Below are 13,933 nucleotides of genomic sequence, written 5' to 3'. Positions count from 1 at the left end.
CGCAAGCCGCTGGCCCCCGAGAGTCCACCAAGGGGACCAGCGGGGGCCAATCCGCTAACCCTTTGAATTCAATGGTTCCTTCTGGGCCGAGATCGTATGCTGGCGGGCTTGGCGCGCAATATCGCCAGCGTCAGGGCCGGTTTTTTGGGAAGCCACCCGGAATCCGGATCCATCCGAACCCCGCGCAAAATCCAATAAACACTGGCCTTCTGGCTGGATACCCCGAACGCCGCTGGACCCCGCGAGGAGTCCAGCGCGGCATCCGGAATCCACCCGGCCGGAGCCCACCACCATCACGGAACACCGCCCATGACGCTGAGCTTCGCCCCCGAGCGGATCGAGACGGGGCCGCTGGCCAGGCTCCAGCCCTACGTGAAGAACGCGAAGGTGCATGGGGACGACCAGATCGCGAAGATCGCCGCCAGCATGGCCGAGTTCGGCTGGACCGTGCCCTGCCTTGTGGGCGAGGACGGCGAACTGATCGCAGGCCACGGCCGGGTGCTGGCCGCGACGCAGCTCGGGCTGACCGAAGCGCCGGTGATCGTGCTCGGGCATCTGACCGAGGCGCAGCGCCGGGCCTATCGGATTGCGGACAACAAGCTGACAGAGCTTGCCGACTGGAACGAAGCCGTTCTTTCGGCGGAACTGCAGGATCTGCTGGCCGAGGACTTCGACCTGTCGTTGGTCGGCTTCTCGGACGGTGAGCTCGACAAGCTGCTGGCCTTCGTGCCGGCGGGGGTGGTGAAGAAGAAGAAGGCCCGGGGGCTCCGTGCCTCCGATGAACGTCCCCGAGCCGCCGCGCAACCCGGTGTCGCGCACGGGCGACCTGTGGCTCCTCGGCGATCACCGGCTGCTCTGCGGGGACAGCACGAACCATGAGGACGTCCGCCGCCTGATGAACGGCGAGCGCGCCGTGCTGTTCGCGACCGATCCGCCATACCTCGTCGATTACGCCGGTCGGCAGCGGTACCACTTTCCTGCAGGCGAAGACGGCGAACGAAGTGCTGAAGGCGCAGGAGCGGCGCATCCGGCTGCAAAAGCTGAAGGGCGAATTGATCGACCGGGCCCGAGCAGAGACGCTCGTGTTCCGGCTGGCGCGCGAGGAGCGCGACGTCTGGGTCAACTGGCCCGCGCGCGCGGTGGCGCTGATGGCGGCCGATTTGGGGGTGGAGCCTGCAGCCATGCAGAAAGTCCTGGAGAAACATGTCCGTGCCCAGCTCAAGGAACTTGCCGAGGTCAAACCCGATCTCCGGTGATGCGCACGCCTCAAGTAGCGAAGCGGTAGGCGAACGGATTGGAGATTTCGATGGCGCGGTGGAAGTGCTGCGCGCCTGGGGCGAAGGCCTCAAACCGGATCCGGACTTGACCGTGTCGGTATGGGTGGATCGGCACCGGATGCTCTCGGGCCGCGCCTCGGCCGAACCGGGGCGATATCGCACCGCCCGCAAGCCCTGCATGGGCGAGATCATGGACCGGCTGTCGCCCGGCGATCCGACGCAGCGGATCGTGTTCATGAAGGCCGCGCAGCTACGGCCTGCGCCTTGCTTGCCTGCCTCTGGATCGCTGTGATCTCAGCCCACGCGGTGACCATGCGACCAGACCGCGCGCACAACAGGCAGGTCGCCGAGCCGGTGAACGCGAACGAGATCGGCCCTCAGGCCGGGGGCCATGCGACCGCGATCATCAAGACCAGCGGCCCGCGCCGGCGTGTCGGTGACCGTGGCAATGGCCCGTGGCAGGTCCCCCCAGAGATCGGCCAGCTGGAAGGCGGCCGTCATGAGGGAAGAGGGCACGTAGTCCGATGAAAGGATGTCGAGCAGGCCTTCGCGGGCAAGCGCGTGGGCAGCCACATTGCCCGAATGCGACCCGCCGCGGATCAGGTTGGGCGCGCCCATGATCACCTTGATCCCGTGTTCATGGCAGGCGCGCGCGGCCTCGAGCGTGGTTGGAAATTCGGCCAGCCGGATCCCGCGCTCGGCCGATTGCGCGACATGTTCGGCGGTGGTGTCATCGTGGCTGGCCAGTACCGCCCCAAGTGTTGCGGCCGCCTCGACCGCCGCGCGCTCATGACGCTCGCCATGTCTTGCGCGCAGTTCCTTGAGGTATGTCACATGGGCTTCGAATTCGGCATCGGTGAAGCTGCGTTTCTTTTGCAGATAGGTGCGCAGATAGCTCAGATCGCGAAACTGCCTCTGCCCGGGCGTATGATCCATGAGCGAAATGAGCCCGACGCGGTCTTCGGGCGTGAAGGTCGCGAGTTCTTCGGCCAGTGTCTCGGATGAAACTTCGGCGCGCAGATGCACGAAATGGCTGATCCGCAAGGCACCCTGGGCGCGCAGCTCGGCGATTTCGCTGGCAAGGGCGCGGGCATAGGGCCTGTAAGAGGCCTTGCCCGAAGTCAGGGATCCGACGCGCAGGGCGTCGAAGAGCGTGGTCACGCCGACAGAGGCAAACTCGCCATCATGGGCGAGGATGGCCGCGCGATGGGGCCATTCGACGGATGGGCGCGGCTCGATATGGCGCTCGAGGTTGTCCGTATGCAGCTCGACAAGGCCGGGGATGATCAGATCGCCTTCGCAGTCGATGGCATCGGCTACGCGGCTTGGGCCATGATCGATGGCAGCAATCCGGCCATCCCTGATGACAAGGCTGCCGTGAATGATCTCCCGTTCGAGCACGAGACGGGCGTTGGTCAGCGTGATGGGTTTCATCGGTTGCTCCGGTCTGGCGCTTGCTTGTTTGTCGCGGTTGCGTCACAGAACCGTGACACAGACCTCCTAATGGTGAGGGCATGAAAGATTTTCTTCGCTATGCCATCTATTTCGCGCCGCAAGATGGCGCTCTGGCCGAGTTCGCAGCCCGTTGGCTGGGGTGGGATTCTGCAACCGGGAGGCGGATCAAACACCCCACCATCGCGGGGCTTCCCCGGCCAGTGGAGGAGCTGACCGCGACGCCCCGCAAATACGGGTTTCATGCCACGATCAAGCCGCCCTTTCGTCTGGCGCCGGGTTCCAGCCGCGCCCGGCTCGAAGCGGATCTGGCCGGGCTTGCCAACCGTCTTGCGCCGGCGCGCTGCAAGGCGTTGCGTCTGGCCCGGCTCGGCCGGTTCCTTGCGCTGGTGCCCGAGGGCGATGCGCGCGCGATCTCCGCCCTCGCGGCCGAGACGGTCGCAGCGCTCGATCATCACCGCGCGCCCCCGAGCGAGGCCGAGCTGGCGCGCCGCCGGGCCGCCGGGCTGAGCCCCGCGCAGGAGGCGATGCTCCAGCGCTGGGGTTATCCGTATGTGATGGACGAATTTCGCTTTCACATGACCCTCACCGGCCGGCTGCAGCCGGGCGAGGCCGAGGCGGTGGAGGCGGCCCTCGCACCGCTGCTGGCGCCGCTCTTGCCTGCGCCCTTCGTCATCGGCGATCTCTGCCTGTTCGGCGAAGATGATACGGGGTTCTTTCATCAGCTCGAACGCTTCTCGCTTTCGGGCTGAAGCGCGGCGACGAGCGCCTCGACAGCCGCTTCAAGCGCGCCGGAGTTGTCGATCTCGATGGCCTCGATTCCCGCCGGCAGGCCGATCTCGGCCCGTGCCAGCCGGGCGGCGATGTCCTCGGTGCTTTCGCGTCCGCGCGCAGCAAGCCTCGCGGCCAGCACCTCCGGGCGCGCGGTCACATGGATCACGCGCAGCGCCGGGAACTGCGCCCTTGCCTCTGCCAGCATCGCGCGCGAGCCGTTGAAGATCGCCTGGCGGCCTTCGCCAAGCACCTCGCGCACCTGGGCGGGGATGCCATAGCGGAGCCCGTGCGCCTGCCAGTGCAATACGAATTCCCCCGCCGCCAGCCTGCGCGCGAACTCGGCCTCACTCACGCCCTCGAAGTCTTCACCGCCCGCCGCGCTCGGCCGGGTGATGACCCGCCGCACCAGATGCAGCGCGGGCAGGCGCTGCGCGGCCGCGCGCATGAGAGTGTCCTTGCCCGCGCCCGAGGGGCCGACAATGGCGAAGAGCGCGCCGGGCATCTCACGCGGCCGCCGGGGCAAAGGCCGAGACATCGATTTCGCGGTCGGCCACACGGGCACGCGCCTCGGCGTCGTGGAAGATGCCGATGATCGCCGCGCCGCGCGCCTTGGCCTCTTCGATCAGCTTCAGCACCACCTCGCGGTTGGTCGGATCGAGGCTGGCCGTGGGCTCGTCGAGCAGGAGCGCGGGCCAGTCCCGGACGAAACCGCGCGCGATGTTGACCCGCTGCTGTTCGCCGCCCGAGAAGGTGGTGGGCGAAAGCTCCCACAGGCGCTCGGGAATATTGAGCCGGGCGAGTAATGCTTCGGCGCGCGCCAGCGCCTCGCCCCTCTCGCGGCCCAGGGCAAGGAGCGGCTCGGCCACGACCTCGCGGGTCGGCACCCGGGGCACCACGCGCAGGAACTGGCTGACATAGCCCAGCACCTCGCGCCTGAGTTTCAGGATCTCGCGCGGCTCGGCGCCGACCACATCGACCCCGCCGATGCGGATATGCCCGACCTCGGCGAGATAATTGCCATAGATCATGCGCATGAGCGTGGACTTGCCGGCGCCGGAATTGCCGATCAGCGCCACGCATTCGCCGGGCGCCACGGTGAGGCCTGCACCCTGCATCACCTCGAGCACCGCGCCGCCCTGATTGTGGAGCGTGAAGGATTTGGAAAGGTTTTCTATCTCGATCATTGGTTCAGACCTGAAGCACCGAGCTGACCAGCAGCTGGGTATATGCATGTTGCGGATCATCGAGCACCTGGTCGGTCAGCCCCGCCTCGACCACCCGGCCCGATTTCATCACCATCAGCCGGTCGGCCAGCAGCCGCACCACGGCAAGGTCGTGGGTCACGACGATCGCCGAGAGCCCCATGTCGCGCACCAGCCCGCGCAAGAGATCGAGCAGCCGCGCCTGCACGCTCACATCGAGCCCGCCGGTGGGTTCGTCCATGAACACCAGCCGCGGGCCGGTGACGAGGTTGCGGGCGATCTGGAGGCGCTGCTGCATGCCGCCCGAGAAGGCCTGCGGGCGATCATCGATGCGGGCGGGGTCGATCTCGACCCGGCCCAGCCAGTCGGTGGCGGTGGCGCGGATATTGCCATAATGGCGCGCCCCCACCGCCATCAGCCGCTCGCCGACATTGCCGCCGGCCGAGACGTTCATGCGCAGCCCGTCGCGCGGGTTCTGGTGCACGAAGGCCCAGTCGGTGCGCGCCAGCATGCGCCGTTCGGGCTCCGACATGGTGACCGTGTCGCGCGGGCCCTCGGCGCGGGTATCGAAGATCACCTCGCCCCGATCCGGCGCCAGATGGCCGGCAAGCGCCCCCAGCAGGGTTGACTTGCCCGAGCCGGATTCGCCGACCACACCGAGCACCTCGCCGGGCCACAGATCGAAGGAGATGTCGGCGCAACCGATACGCCCGCCATAGGTCTTGGTCAGGCCGCGCACGCGCAAGAGCGGGGTTTGGGCGTCATCCTTCATCATGCCACCTCCGGGCTCAGCCGGCCGCGGTGGCCCTGGGCCTGGCGGCTGGCGCAATAGTCGCTGTCGGAACAGACGAACATGCGGTTGCCCGCATCGTCGATGATGACCTCGTCGAGATAGCTGTCCTCGGCCCCGCACAGATCGCAGGGATGATCGGCCTTGCTGGCCTCGAAGGGGTGATCCTCGAAATCGAGGCTGACCACCCTGGTATATGGCGGGATCGCGTAGATGCGCTGTTCGCGCCCGGCGCCGAAGAGCTGGATCGCCGGCGAGCGGTCCAGCTTGGGGTTGTCGAATTTCGGGATCGGCGACGGGTCCATCACGTAGCGCCCCTCGACACGCACCGGGTAGGCGTAGGAGGTGGCGATATGGCCGTGGCGGCTGATGTCCTCGTAGAGCTTGACATGCATCAGCCCGTATTCCTCGAGGCTGTGCATCTTGCGGGTCTCGCTCTCGCGGGGCTCCAGAAAGCGCAAGGGCTCCGGGATCGGCACCTGAAAGACCAGGATCTGATCCTCGGTGAGCGGTGTTTCGGGGATGCGGTGGCGGGTCTGGATGACCGTGGCCTCACCCGTGTGCTCGGTGGTGGCGACGCCTGCCGTCCGCTCGAAGAACTTTCTGATCGAGACCGCGTTGGTGGTGTCATCGGCGCCCTGGTCGATCACCTTGAAGGTGTCGCCGGGGGTGAGGATCGCCGCCGAAACCTGCACGCCGCCGGTGCCCCAGCCATAGGGCATGGGCATCTCGCGGCTGGCAAAGGGCACCTGGTAGCCGGGGATCGCCAGACCCTTGAGGATCGCGCGGCGGATCATCCGCTTGGTCTGTTCGTCGAGATAGGCGAAATTGTAGTCGTTCATTCCGCGGCCTCCCTTGCAGGGTTCGCGTCCGTCACCTCGGACCGCATCTTGCGCACCAGCTCCAGCTCGGCCTGGAAATCCACGTAATGGGGCAGCTTGATGTGCTCGAGAAAGCCGGTCGCCTGAATGTTGTCGGCGTGGTAGAGGACGAATTCGGCGTCCTGCGCGGGGGCGCCGATGAAGTCCTCGCCCAGCTCCTCCCAGCGCAGCGCCCGGTCCACCAGCGCCATCGAGATCGCCTTGCGCTCGGACTGGCCGAAGACAAGGCCGTAGCCGCGGGTGAACTGGGGCGGTTCGGTCTTCGATCCCTTGAACTGGTTCACGGTTTCGCATTCGGTCAGCGTCAGCTCGCCGATCTCGATGGCAAAGCCCAGCTCGGGGATATCCATCTCCACCGCCACGGTGCCGATGCGCAGCTCGCCCACAAAAGCGTGGTTGCGCGCGTAGCCGCGCTGGGTGGAATAGGCCAGGCCCAGCGTGAAGCCCTCGTCGGCGCGTGCCAGCGCCTGCAGACGCAGCGCGCGGCCTGCCGGAATCTCGAGCGGCTCGCGGGTCAGGTCAGGCGGGGTCGTGTCCTCGGCCGGCGCTTCCTCGATCAGCCCCTCGCGGTTCAGGAAACCGGTCACATGCGGCATTTCGGCAGGCTGCGCCTTGGCCGCGCGGGGCGCTTCCGGCACTTCACCGTCGGCGGCGAGCTTGAAATCGAGGAGCCGGTGCGTGTAATCGAAGGTCGGCCCCAGAACCTGCCCGCCCGGCAGATCCTTGAAGGTGGCCGAGATGCGGCGATCACAGGCCATGGCGCCCGTGCTCACCGGCCGTGAGGCACCGAAGCGGGGCAGGGTGGTGCGATAGGCCCGGATCAGGAAGATCGCCTCGATCAGATCGCCGCGGGCCTGCTTGATCGCGAGCGCGGCCAGGTCGGGATCATAAAGCGAGCCTTCGGCCATCACGCGATCAACGGCCAGTTTCAGCTGTTCGCGGATTTGCGCGATGCTCAGCTCCGCGATATCCCTGTCGCCCCGGCGTTCTTCGGCGAGCCAGGCGTGGGCATTCTCGATGGCGCGTTCGCCGCCTTTCACCGCCACATACATCAGCAAGCCTCCGGAGCGTGAATTCGGGTCGTGCGCGGCAGCGCCGCCAGCCGGCTGCCGCAGGTGAAGATGAAATCGAGCCCAAGCGGAAACAGGGCGTTGTTGGCCCTGAAGGCCGCCACCTCGGGAAGCGAGAGGGCGGCGCGCGCCTCGATTCCGGGTCCGCTCAGCTCGACGCCTTCCGCCGCCAGCTCGTCGCATTCCACGATCAGCGTGGCCGATCGGTCCGGGTATTCCGGCGTGCCCAACGGATAGGCCGAGAGCGGCTTGAGCGCTTCCCACCGGCCGAGGGCGAACATGCATTCCGAGGCCGCCGCCAGCGGCGCGCCGGTGTGAAAGGCAAGCCAGTCGCGGATGGCTTCGGTATCGTGCCCGCCGGCAAGATGGATTGGCGTGTCGCCATCGCACAGCGTCAGGAGAACGCTCCCCGCCGCTTGCGACAGGGGTACCGGCGGCTCGGCGCCGGAGATCTCGTGGATCGTGCCCGGCCGTGCCATCGCCTCCATCACCTTGCGGAAGGCTTGGGCCGACTGGATGGGCGGGTCGGCAAAACCGCCCGAGAGAGCCTCGCTGTGCATCAATCCTCTCCCCTCGCCATGGTGAAGAATTCCACCTTCGTGGCCGCCGCCTTTGCCGCGCGGGCGGCCTGGGCCGCTCTCGCTTCTGCCTCCAGCGGTTCCAGCACATGCCGGCGCACCGCGTCGGCCGCAGGCGACTGCATCAATGCATCGACCAGTGCGGCGGCCTCGGCGTCGGCCTTGCGGCGGCCCTGGACATAGGCATGGCCCACCTCGCCGCCGCAAAGCCGGAGCGCGCAGCGGGTCACCGTCATTTCGCCCAGATTGAACGGCTGCCCGGTTGCGCCGGCACGCCCGCGCACCATCACGCTGCCAATCTCGGGCGCCCGCAGCCATGTGAATTCCGGGCGCGCCATGGCCGCGTCCAGCAAGGCGGCAACACGGCCCGCGGGCGCCTTGGCCAGAAGGCTCATCCACGCCCGGCGCGGTTCATTTTCGTTGCTGCTGTCATCCATCTCGACAACTTCATGTTGATACTATACAACTAGACACATCATAGCAGATTCACCCCTGAATGACAGAGGAGATTTGTGAAATTTGCATGACAATTCGGGCAAGACACCCATATGGCGGGCCATCGCGGATGCGCTGCGCAGCGATCTGGCCGAGGGCAAATACGCGCCCGGGGACAAACTGCCTACAGAGGCGGCACTGGCCGAGCGTTTCGGCGTCAACCGGCATACGGTCCGCCGGGGCATCGCGGCCCTGGTCGAAGAGGGGCTGATCCGCACCCGTCGCGGCTCTGGCGCCTTTGTCGCGGCAACGCCGACGGACTATCCCATCGGGACGCGGGTGCGCTTCCACGAAAACCTGATCGCGGCAGGAAGGCGCCCCGAAAAGCGCGTGCTCCAGATCGAAGAGCGATCGGCAACCACGGGCGAGGCCCGGGCATTGCGGATTGCCCCGGGCGATCCGCTATGCGCCTATCACGGCCTTTCGCTCGCCGATGGTCAGCCGATTGCCGTTTTCGAAAGCCTGTTTCCCGCCGGGCGCCTGTCCGGCATCGCCCGGGCCTTCAGCCAGACCGGCAGCGTGACCGAGGCGCTGCGCATGGTCGGCGTCTGCGACTATACCCGCGCCTCGACCCGCCTGACCGCGGTGCGGGCCACGGCGACCCAAGCGCTCCACCTCCAGTTGCCCGAAGGCGCCCCGCTTCTGAAATCGTCAGCGGTCAATGTGGATGAAACCGGCGTGCCGGTCGAGTTCGGCCGCACCTGGTTTGCCGGCGACCGGGTGACGCTGACGCTGGAAAGCGGCTAGCCTTCGTATTTCTCGAGAAACGCCTCGGCCTTGAGCGACCGGAAATCCTCGAGCGCGGCGCGCAGGCGGGCGTGGTCCCAGTCCCACCAGGCGAGCGCCATCAGGCGCTCGGCGATCTGCGGGGGCTGGCGGTCGCGCAGCTTCTTCGCCGGCGTGCCCGCGACGATCGTGTAGGGGGCCACGTCGCGCGTCACCACCGCGCCGGCGGCGACCACCGCGCCATGGCCGAGCGTCACCTCGGGCTTGACCATCGCGCCTGCGCCGATCCAGGTGTCATGGCCGATACGGGCTATGCGCGCGCGGCGACGGGCAAAGAACGCCTCGTCGCGTTCGGCGTCGTCCCAGTAGTCGTGCGAGCGGTAGAGGAAATGGTGCAGCGAGGCGGTCTCGAGCGGGTGGTCCGTCGCCCCGATCCGCGAAAAGGCGGCGATGTTGGCGAACTTTCCGATCTCGGCATTGGCGATATCGGCGTAGCGGTCGCAATAGCTGTAATCGCCGATGCGGGAATGGGCGATGCGGCTGCCCCGGCCGATCTCGACAAAGGCACCGAAGCGGCTGTCGGTGATCTCGCAATCGGGGTGGATGAAGGGCGCCTCGGCCCGGAGGCGGGCCATCACGCCCGCCCTCCGATCAACTTTCCGCGCAGCCAGCCCGAGAGCCAGTCCATCAGCATGACCATCAGCACGATGAGGACAACGTAATAGGCGACCTCTTCCCAGTCCTTCTGGGTCTGGATCGCCTGTGTCAGCATCAGCCCGATGCCGCCCCCGGTGATCGCGCCGATGATGGTGGCCGAACGGGTGTTGGATTCCAGCCAGTAGAGCACCTGCGCCAGAAGGATCGGCATCACCTGCGGGATCACGCCGAAGCGGTAGGTCTGGACCGGCTTTGCGCCGGTCGAGGCGACGCCCTCGATCTGCTTGCCGTCCAGGTTCTCGAGCGCCTCCGAGAAGAGCTTGCCAAAGGTGCCGGTATCGGTGAGCAGGATCGCCAGCGATCCGGTCAGCGGCCCGGGCCCGAAGGCGCGCGACAGGACGACCGTCCAGATCAGCGCATCGACCCCGCGCAGGAAATCGAAGACCCGGCGCGTTGCCGCCCGCACGAGCATGAGCGGCGAAAAGCGGCGGGCGGCGAGGAAGGCCAGCGGCAGCGCCAGGATGGCGGCGCCGAAGGTGCCGAGGAAGGCCATGAGCACCGTTTCGCCAATCGCCCAGGCCACATCCTTGTGCCGCCACATGGGGTTGTTCCACCAATCCGACAGGGCGCCCGCGATGTTGCCGCGTTCGGGGTCGATCCGGTCGCCGAACAGGATCTCGCCGAGTGAATGCCCGTGATAGGGGCTGTCGAGCGTGAACCAGAACAGCTCCCAGCCGGTGAAGTAGCGGAACACCTCTGTCCGCGCCCCGGTGAGGGTGACGCGCGCGCCGGGCAGGGTGACGGCGATCCGCCGGTTCGAGGCCGAGATCCACTTGGGCAGTTCCTCGGGCAGGTTGCTGTCGAGGCTGCGGCCCTGTGCCGCCACCTCGATGGTCTGGAAGCCGGGGAGGACGATCTCGGTGCGCTTGCCGGGCAAGAGGCGCACCTTGCGCCCCTCGCCCAGATCGACCGTCAGCCCCTTGTCCTCGGAGCCCGATACCCACTCGGGCCGGCGGCCTTCGGGATAGGCGCCCTTGCGCTCTCCCTCGATGGCGAAAGCGATCTCGCCCGATCGGTTGTTGCGGGTCACATGGACCTTGTGCGACCAGATGTCCGAGGCCAGCGTCACCGCATTGCCCCAGTTCGCCCGCTGCACCAGGCCCGGCAGGTCGAAGGCGAAGAAGATATAGGTGAGGTAGGCCAGGATCACGGCCGGGATCCCGAAGGAGACGAGGCGCTTGCGCCGGAACAGCCGGTCTGCTTCCGCCTTGGCCGGATCGACGGTCATGTCGGTCATTGCCCCTCTCCCTCGGTCAATCGGTTGCGCATCCGGCTCGAGAGCTGGTCGAAGAATACGATCGTGCCGAACAGCAGAACGAAGATCGCGGCCGCCTCGGCAAACCGCCCCGGCCCCCAGGACATGGCGTTGCGCAGCTCGTAGCCGATGCCGCCGGCGCCGACGAAGCCGAGGATGGCCGAGGCGCGCACATTGATCTCGAAACGCAGGAGCCCATAGCTGATGTAGTTCGGCGCGACCTGCGACAGCACGCCCAGGATCATCTGCTGCGACCAGTTTGCCCCGGTCGAGGCCAGCCCTTCGACCGGCTTCAGATCGGCATTCTCGGCCACCTCGGAAAACAGCTTGCCGAGCGCCCCGGCGGTGTGGATCGCGATGGCGATCACCGCCGGCACCGGCCCGCCCCCCATCACGAAGATCAGCATCAGCGCGATCACGATCTCGGGAAGCGCCCGCATGATGTCCGACAGGCGCCGGAACAGGGGGATCAGCCGCGGCCAGCGCGCCAGCCGTCGCGTGCTCAGAAGTGAAAGCACCAGACCGCCCAGAACGCCAAGGAGCGTGGACACCGCCGCGATGTTGACGGTCTCGACCAGCGCCGGAAAATATTTCGCGATCAGGCCGGGGAGCTCGGCGCGCCGCTGCCAGGCTTCCGCCACGACCTCGCTCATGTAGTCGTCCAGCCGGTGCAGGCCGTCCCAGAACCCCCCGGCGCTGCGCTCGTCGACGATGACGAAACCGGCAACCATCAGCACGGTGAACAACAGCAGGGTCAGACCGCCATAGAGCCGTTTGCGTCTGACCTCCGCCATGTATGACGCCTGGATGCGTCCGATCTCGCCGTGCGCGTGCATGGTCGCGATGTCCATTAAGATCACCCCCGACATGGAAGGAGCGCCGCGGCCCGGGGACCGGGCCGCGGCGGCAGGTTTCCTGCGGCTCAGCCGCCCATCTTCGCCTTGCGGGCTTCGATGATGGATTCGTATGTCTTGTGGGTCACCGGCTGGAAGCCCAGCGTGTCGCCCGCCGCCACGCCATAGGCGCAGTCCGGGTCACGCTCGTGCAGCTTGTCCATGAGTTCGGTCATCGTGGCCTTCACGTCGTCGGGCAGCGCGCGGCGCAGCACGATCGGGCCTTCCGGGATCACATTCGATTTCCAGATCTGGACCAGCTCGTTCATGTCGACGAGCCCCGCATCCACGGCCTTGCGCAGCGCGCCGGAGTTGTAGCCGTCTTCCCAGTTGCCCTGGCCGTCGGCCCAGGTCACGCCGGCGTCGATGTCGCCGTTGTAGACGGCCACGATCGTCTGCTCATGGCCGCCGGTGAAAACGACGTCGGCGAAGTACTCGCCCGGCACCATGGTGATCTCGTCATTGATCTGCGGGATCTCGATCGACGGGATGAGGTAGCCCGAGGTGGAGTTCGGATCGCCAAAGCCGAACACCTTGCCCTTCATGTCGGGGTAGATGTTCGCGATGCCGCGGTCCTTGCGGGCGAAGCCGATGGAATGATAGCCGATGGAGCCGTCCACGTTGACCTTGATCAGGACGGGTTCGACCGCCTCCGGATCCTGCAGATAGGTCGCGGCATAGGACGAAGCGCCCAGCCAGGCCATATCGATCGTGCCGCCCAGGAGCCCCTGGATAACGCCGTTGTAATCGGCCGGGGCAAAGAGCTTGACCGGCACGCCAAGCGCCTCTTCGGTATAGTCCGCAAGGCACTGGTAGGAGTTGAGCCGGTCCTGGGCGTTCTCGCCGCCGAGAATGCCGATGCGGAACTCGGTGATTTCCTCGGCAAATGCGCCCGAGGCCAGGGCTGTGGTGGCGGCAAGCGCCAGGGCAAGGGTCTTTTTCATGTTTTCCTCCGTTGGATTTGTGAAAGGGGCCTGCGCGGGCCTCGCGCAGGATGCCGGTTCAGACACAGGCTTCGGCGAGGCGAATCTCCTCGGCACCGTCCAGTGTCTCGATCTCGGTCGAGGTGGCCGCTTCGGAGAAATCCTCTCCGGCGCCGTAGATCTCGCGCGCCGTGGCCGTGGTCAGCATTTCGGGCGCGCCGTCAAAGACCACGCGGCCGTCGCGCATCCCGATCACCCGATCGCAGTAGCGCCGGGCGGTGTCGAGCGTGTGCAGGTTGCAGATCACAAGCAGGCCGTCCTCCTCGTGAATCCGCCGCAGCGAGTCCATCACGATCTGCGCATTCATCGGGTCCAGCGAGGCGATGGGTTCGTCGGCGAGGATGAGCCGGGGGTTCTGCATCAGCGCCCGCGCGATCGCCACGCGCTGCTGCTGCCCGCCCGAGAGCGCCTCGGTGCGCTTCGCCGCCTGTTCGGCGATGCCGAGCCGGTCGAGGATCTCGATGGCGCGATGGATGTCCTCTTGCGGGTAGAGGTTGAACATCGTGGCCAGCGTCGAGCGGCGGTTCAGCGTGCCGTGCAGGACGTTCGAGACGACATCCATCCGCGGCACCAGGTTGAACTGCTGGAAAATCATCGCACAGCGCGATTGCCAGGCCCGCCTGGCCGCGCCCCGCAGGGCGGTGATGTCCTCGCCTTCGAAGATGATTGCCCCCTCGGTGGCGTCGGTGAGACGGTTGATCATGCGCAGCAGCGTCGATTTTCCGGCGCCCGATCGCCCGATGATCCCGATCATTGCCGGCTTGTCGACCGCAACGGTGACCCGATCGACCGCGATCTTGTCGCCGAACCTCTTGCTCAATCCATCTATCTTCAGCATGT

The 13,933-nt window shown here is 66.8% G+C and carries 17 protein-coding genes and 1 pseudogene; 5 read left to right on the top strand and 13 right to left on the bottom strand.

The window, feature by feature from the left end:
• The first annotated feature begins 309 nt into the window (after positions 1 to 309).
• From PSA7680_RS03695 to PSA7680_RS03685, 3 genes and pseudogenes are all read left to right on the top strand, one after another.
• Positions 310 to 879, top strand: coding sequence for a ParB/Srx family N-terminal domain-containing protein (locus PSA7680_RS03695; protein ID WP_370738525.1), 570 nt, complete (start codon positions 310 to 312; stop codon positions 877 to 879).
• A gap of 122 nt (positions 880 to 1,001) precedes the next feature.
• Positions 1,002 to 1,256, top strand: a complete 255-nt coding sequence (locus PSA7680_RS03690; protein ID WP_085867306.1) for a hypothetical protein — start codon at positions 1,002 to 1,004, stop codon at positions 1,254 to 1,256.
• A pseudogene (locus PSA7680_RS03685) lies at positions 1,204 to 1,530 on the top strand (phage terminase large subunit family protein); the annotation flags it as partial. The gene PSA7680_RS03690 and the pseudogene PSA7680_RS03685, both read left to right, overlap by 53 nt.
• 41 nt (positions 1,531 to 1,571) lie before the next feature.
• Here PSA7680_RS03685 and PSA7680_RS03680 read toward each other — a convergent pair.
• Entirely contained in the window at positions 1,572 to 2,711 is a 1,140-nt protein-coding gene (locus PSA7680_RS03680) for an alpha-D-ribose 1-methylphosphonate 5-triphosphate diphosphatase (protein WP_085867305.1), read from the bottom strand.
• Positions 2,712 to 2,791: 80 nt separating this feature from the next.
• Between PSA7680_RS03680 and PSA7680_RS03675 the strand changes: the two genes are divergently transcribed.
• Positions 2,792 to 3,481: a DUF1045 domain-containing protein gene (locus PSA7680_RS03675; protein ID WP_085867304.1), complete on the top strand. Its 690-nt coding sequence runs from the start codon at positions 2,792 to 2,794 to the stop codon at positions 3,479 to 3,481.
• Here PSA7680_RS03675 and phnN read toward each other — a convergent pair.
• From phnN to phnG, 7 genes are read right to left on the bottom strand one after another with little or no spacing between them, the layout of a single operon-like run.
• Entirely contained in the window at positions 3,451 to 4,005 is a 555-nt protein-coding gene (phnN, locus tag PSA7680_RS03670; RefSeq protein WP_085867353.1) for a phosphonate metabolism protein/1,5-bisphosphokinase (PRPP-forming) PhnN, read from the bottom strand. The two genes, PSA7680_RS03675 and phnN, sit on opposite strands and share 31 nt — an antisense overlap.
• 1 nt (position 4,006) lies before the next feature.
• The gene (gene phnL / locus PSA7680_RS03665; protein WP_085867303.1) at positions 4,007 to 4,687 is read right to left on the bottom strand and encodes a phosphonate C-P lyase system protein PhnL; all 681 of its coding nucleotides are present in this window, start codon (positions 4,685 to 4,687) and stop codon (positions 4,007 to 4,009) included.
• A gap of 4 nt (positions 4,688 to 4,691) precedes the next feature.
• Positions 4,692 to 5,477 (bottom strand): phosphonate C-P lyase system protein PhnK, encoded by a 786-nt coding sequence (gene phnK, locus PSA7680_RS03660; RefSeq protein WP_085867352.1) that lies wholly within the window; start codon positions 5,475 to 5,477, stop codon positions 4,692 to 4,694.
• Entirely contained in the window at positions 5,477 to 6,337 is an 861-nt protein-coding gene (locus tag PSA7680_RS03655; protein ID WP_085867302.1) for an alpha-D-ribose 1-methylphosphonate 5-phosphate C-P-lyase PhnJ, read from the bottom strand. The genes phnK and PSA7680_RS03655 overlap by 1 nt, the downstream gene beginning before the upstream one ends.
• A complete protein-coding gene (locus PSA7680_RS03650; protein ID WP_085867301.1) occupies positions 6,334 to 7,428 on the bottom strand; it encodes a carbon-phosphorus lyase complex subunit in 1,095 nt (364 codons plus the stop codon). Before PSA7680_RS03650 ends, PSA7680_RS03655 begins: the two co-directional genes overlap by 4 nt.
• Positions 7,428 to 8,006, bottom strand: a complete 579-nt coding sequence (gene phnH / locus PSA7680_RS03645) for a phosphonate C-P lyase system protein PhnH (RefSeq protein WP_085867300.1) — start codon at positions 8,004 to 8,006, stop codon at positions 7,428 to 7,430. The genes PSA7680_RS03650 and phnH overlap by 1 nt, the downstream gene beginning before the upstream one ends.
• On the bottom strand, positions 8,006 to 8,461 hold the full coding sequence (gene phnG / locus PSA7680_RS03640; protein ID WP_085867299.1) for a phosphonate C-P lyase system protein PhnG: 456 nt from the start codon (positions 8,459 to 8,461) through the stop codon (positions 8,006 to 8,008). The genes phnH and phnG overlap by 1 nt, the downstream gene beginning before the upstream one ends.
• An 82-nt stretch (positions 8,462 to 8,543) precedes the next feature.
• Between phnG and phnF the strand changes: the two genes are divergently transcribed.
• Entirely contained in the window at positions 8,544 to 9,266 is a 723-nt protein-coding gene (gene phnF / locus PSA7680_RS03635; protein ID WP_085867298.1) for a phosphonate metabolism transcriptional regulator PhnF, read from the top strand.
• Here the strand turns inward: phnF and PSA7680_RS03630 are convergent.
• The 5 genes from PSA7680_RS03630 to phnC form a co-directional block, all read right to left on the bottom strand.
• Positions 9,263 to 9,880 (bottom strand): DapH/DapD/GlmU-related protein, encoded by a 618-nt coding sequence (locus PSA7680_RS03630; RefSeq protein WP_085867297.1) that lies wholly within the window; start codon positions 9,878 to 9,880, stop codon positions 9,263 to 9,265. The genes phnF and PSA7680_RS03630 overlap by 4 nt on opposite strands.
• Positions 9,880 to 11,199, bottom strand: a complete 1,320-nt coding sequence (gene phnE / locus PSA7680_RS03625) for a phosphonate ABC transporter, permease protein PhnE (protein ID WP_085867296.1) — start codon at positions 11,197 to 11,199, stop codon at positions 9,880 to 9,882. Before phnE (PSA7680_RS03625) ends, PSA7680_RS03630 begins: the two co-directional genes overlap by 1 nt.
• A complete protein-coding gene (gene phnE / locus PSA7680_RS03620) occupies positions 11,196 to 12,068 on the bottom strand; it encodes a phosphonate ABC transporter, permease protein PhnE (RefSeq protein ID WP_085867295.1) in 873 nt (290 codons plus the stop codon). The genes phnE (PSA7680_RS03625) and phnE (PSA7680_RS03620) overlap by 4 nt, the downstream gene beginning before the upstream one ends.
• 71 nt (positions 12,069 to 12,139) lie before the next feature.
• Positions 12,140 to 13,054, bottom strand: a complete 915-nt coding sequence (gene phnD / locus PSA7680_RS03615) for a phosphonate ABC transporter substrate-binding protein (RefSeq protein ID WP_085867294.1) — start codon at positions 13,052 to 13,054, stop codon at positions 12,140 to 12,142.
• A gap of 58 nt (positions 13,055 to 13,112) precedes the next feature.
• Positions 13,113 to 13,931 carry a phosphonate ABC transporter ATP-binding protein gene (gene phnC, locus PSA7680_RS03610; RefSeq protein ID WP_085867293.1) on the bottom strand — a complete coding sequence of 273 codons (819 nt, stop codon included), beginning with the start codon at positions 13,929 to 13,931 and terminating at the stop codon, positions 13,113 to 13,115.
• Positions 13,932 to 13,933 lie beyond the last annotated feature (2 nt).

It is taken from the genome of Pseudoruegeria aquimaris, assembly GCF_900172235.1.
Taxonomy (GTDB): domain Bacteria; phylum Pseudomonadota; class Alphaproteobacteria; order Rhodobacterales; family Rhodobacteraceae; genus Pseudoruegeria; species Pseudoruegeria aquimaris.
This window is presented reverse-complemented; position numbering and strand designations above follow the sequence as displayed.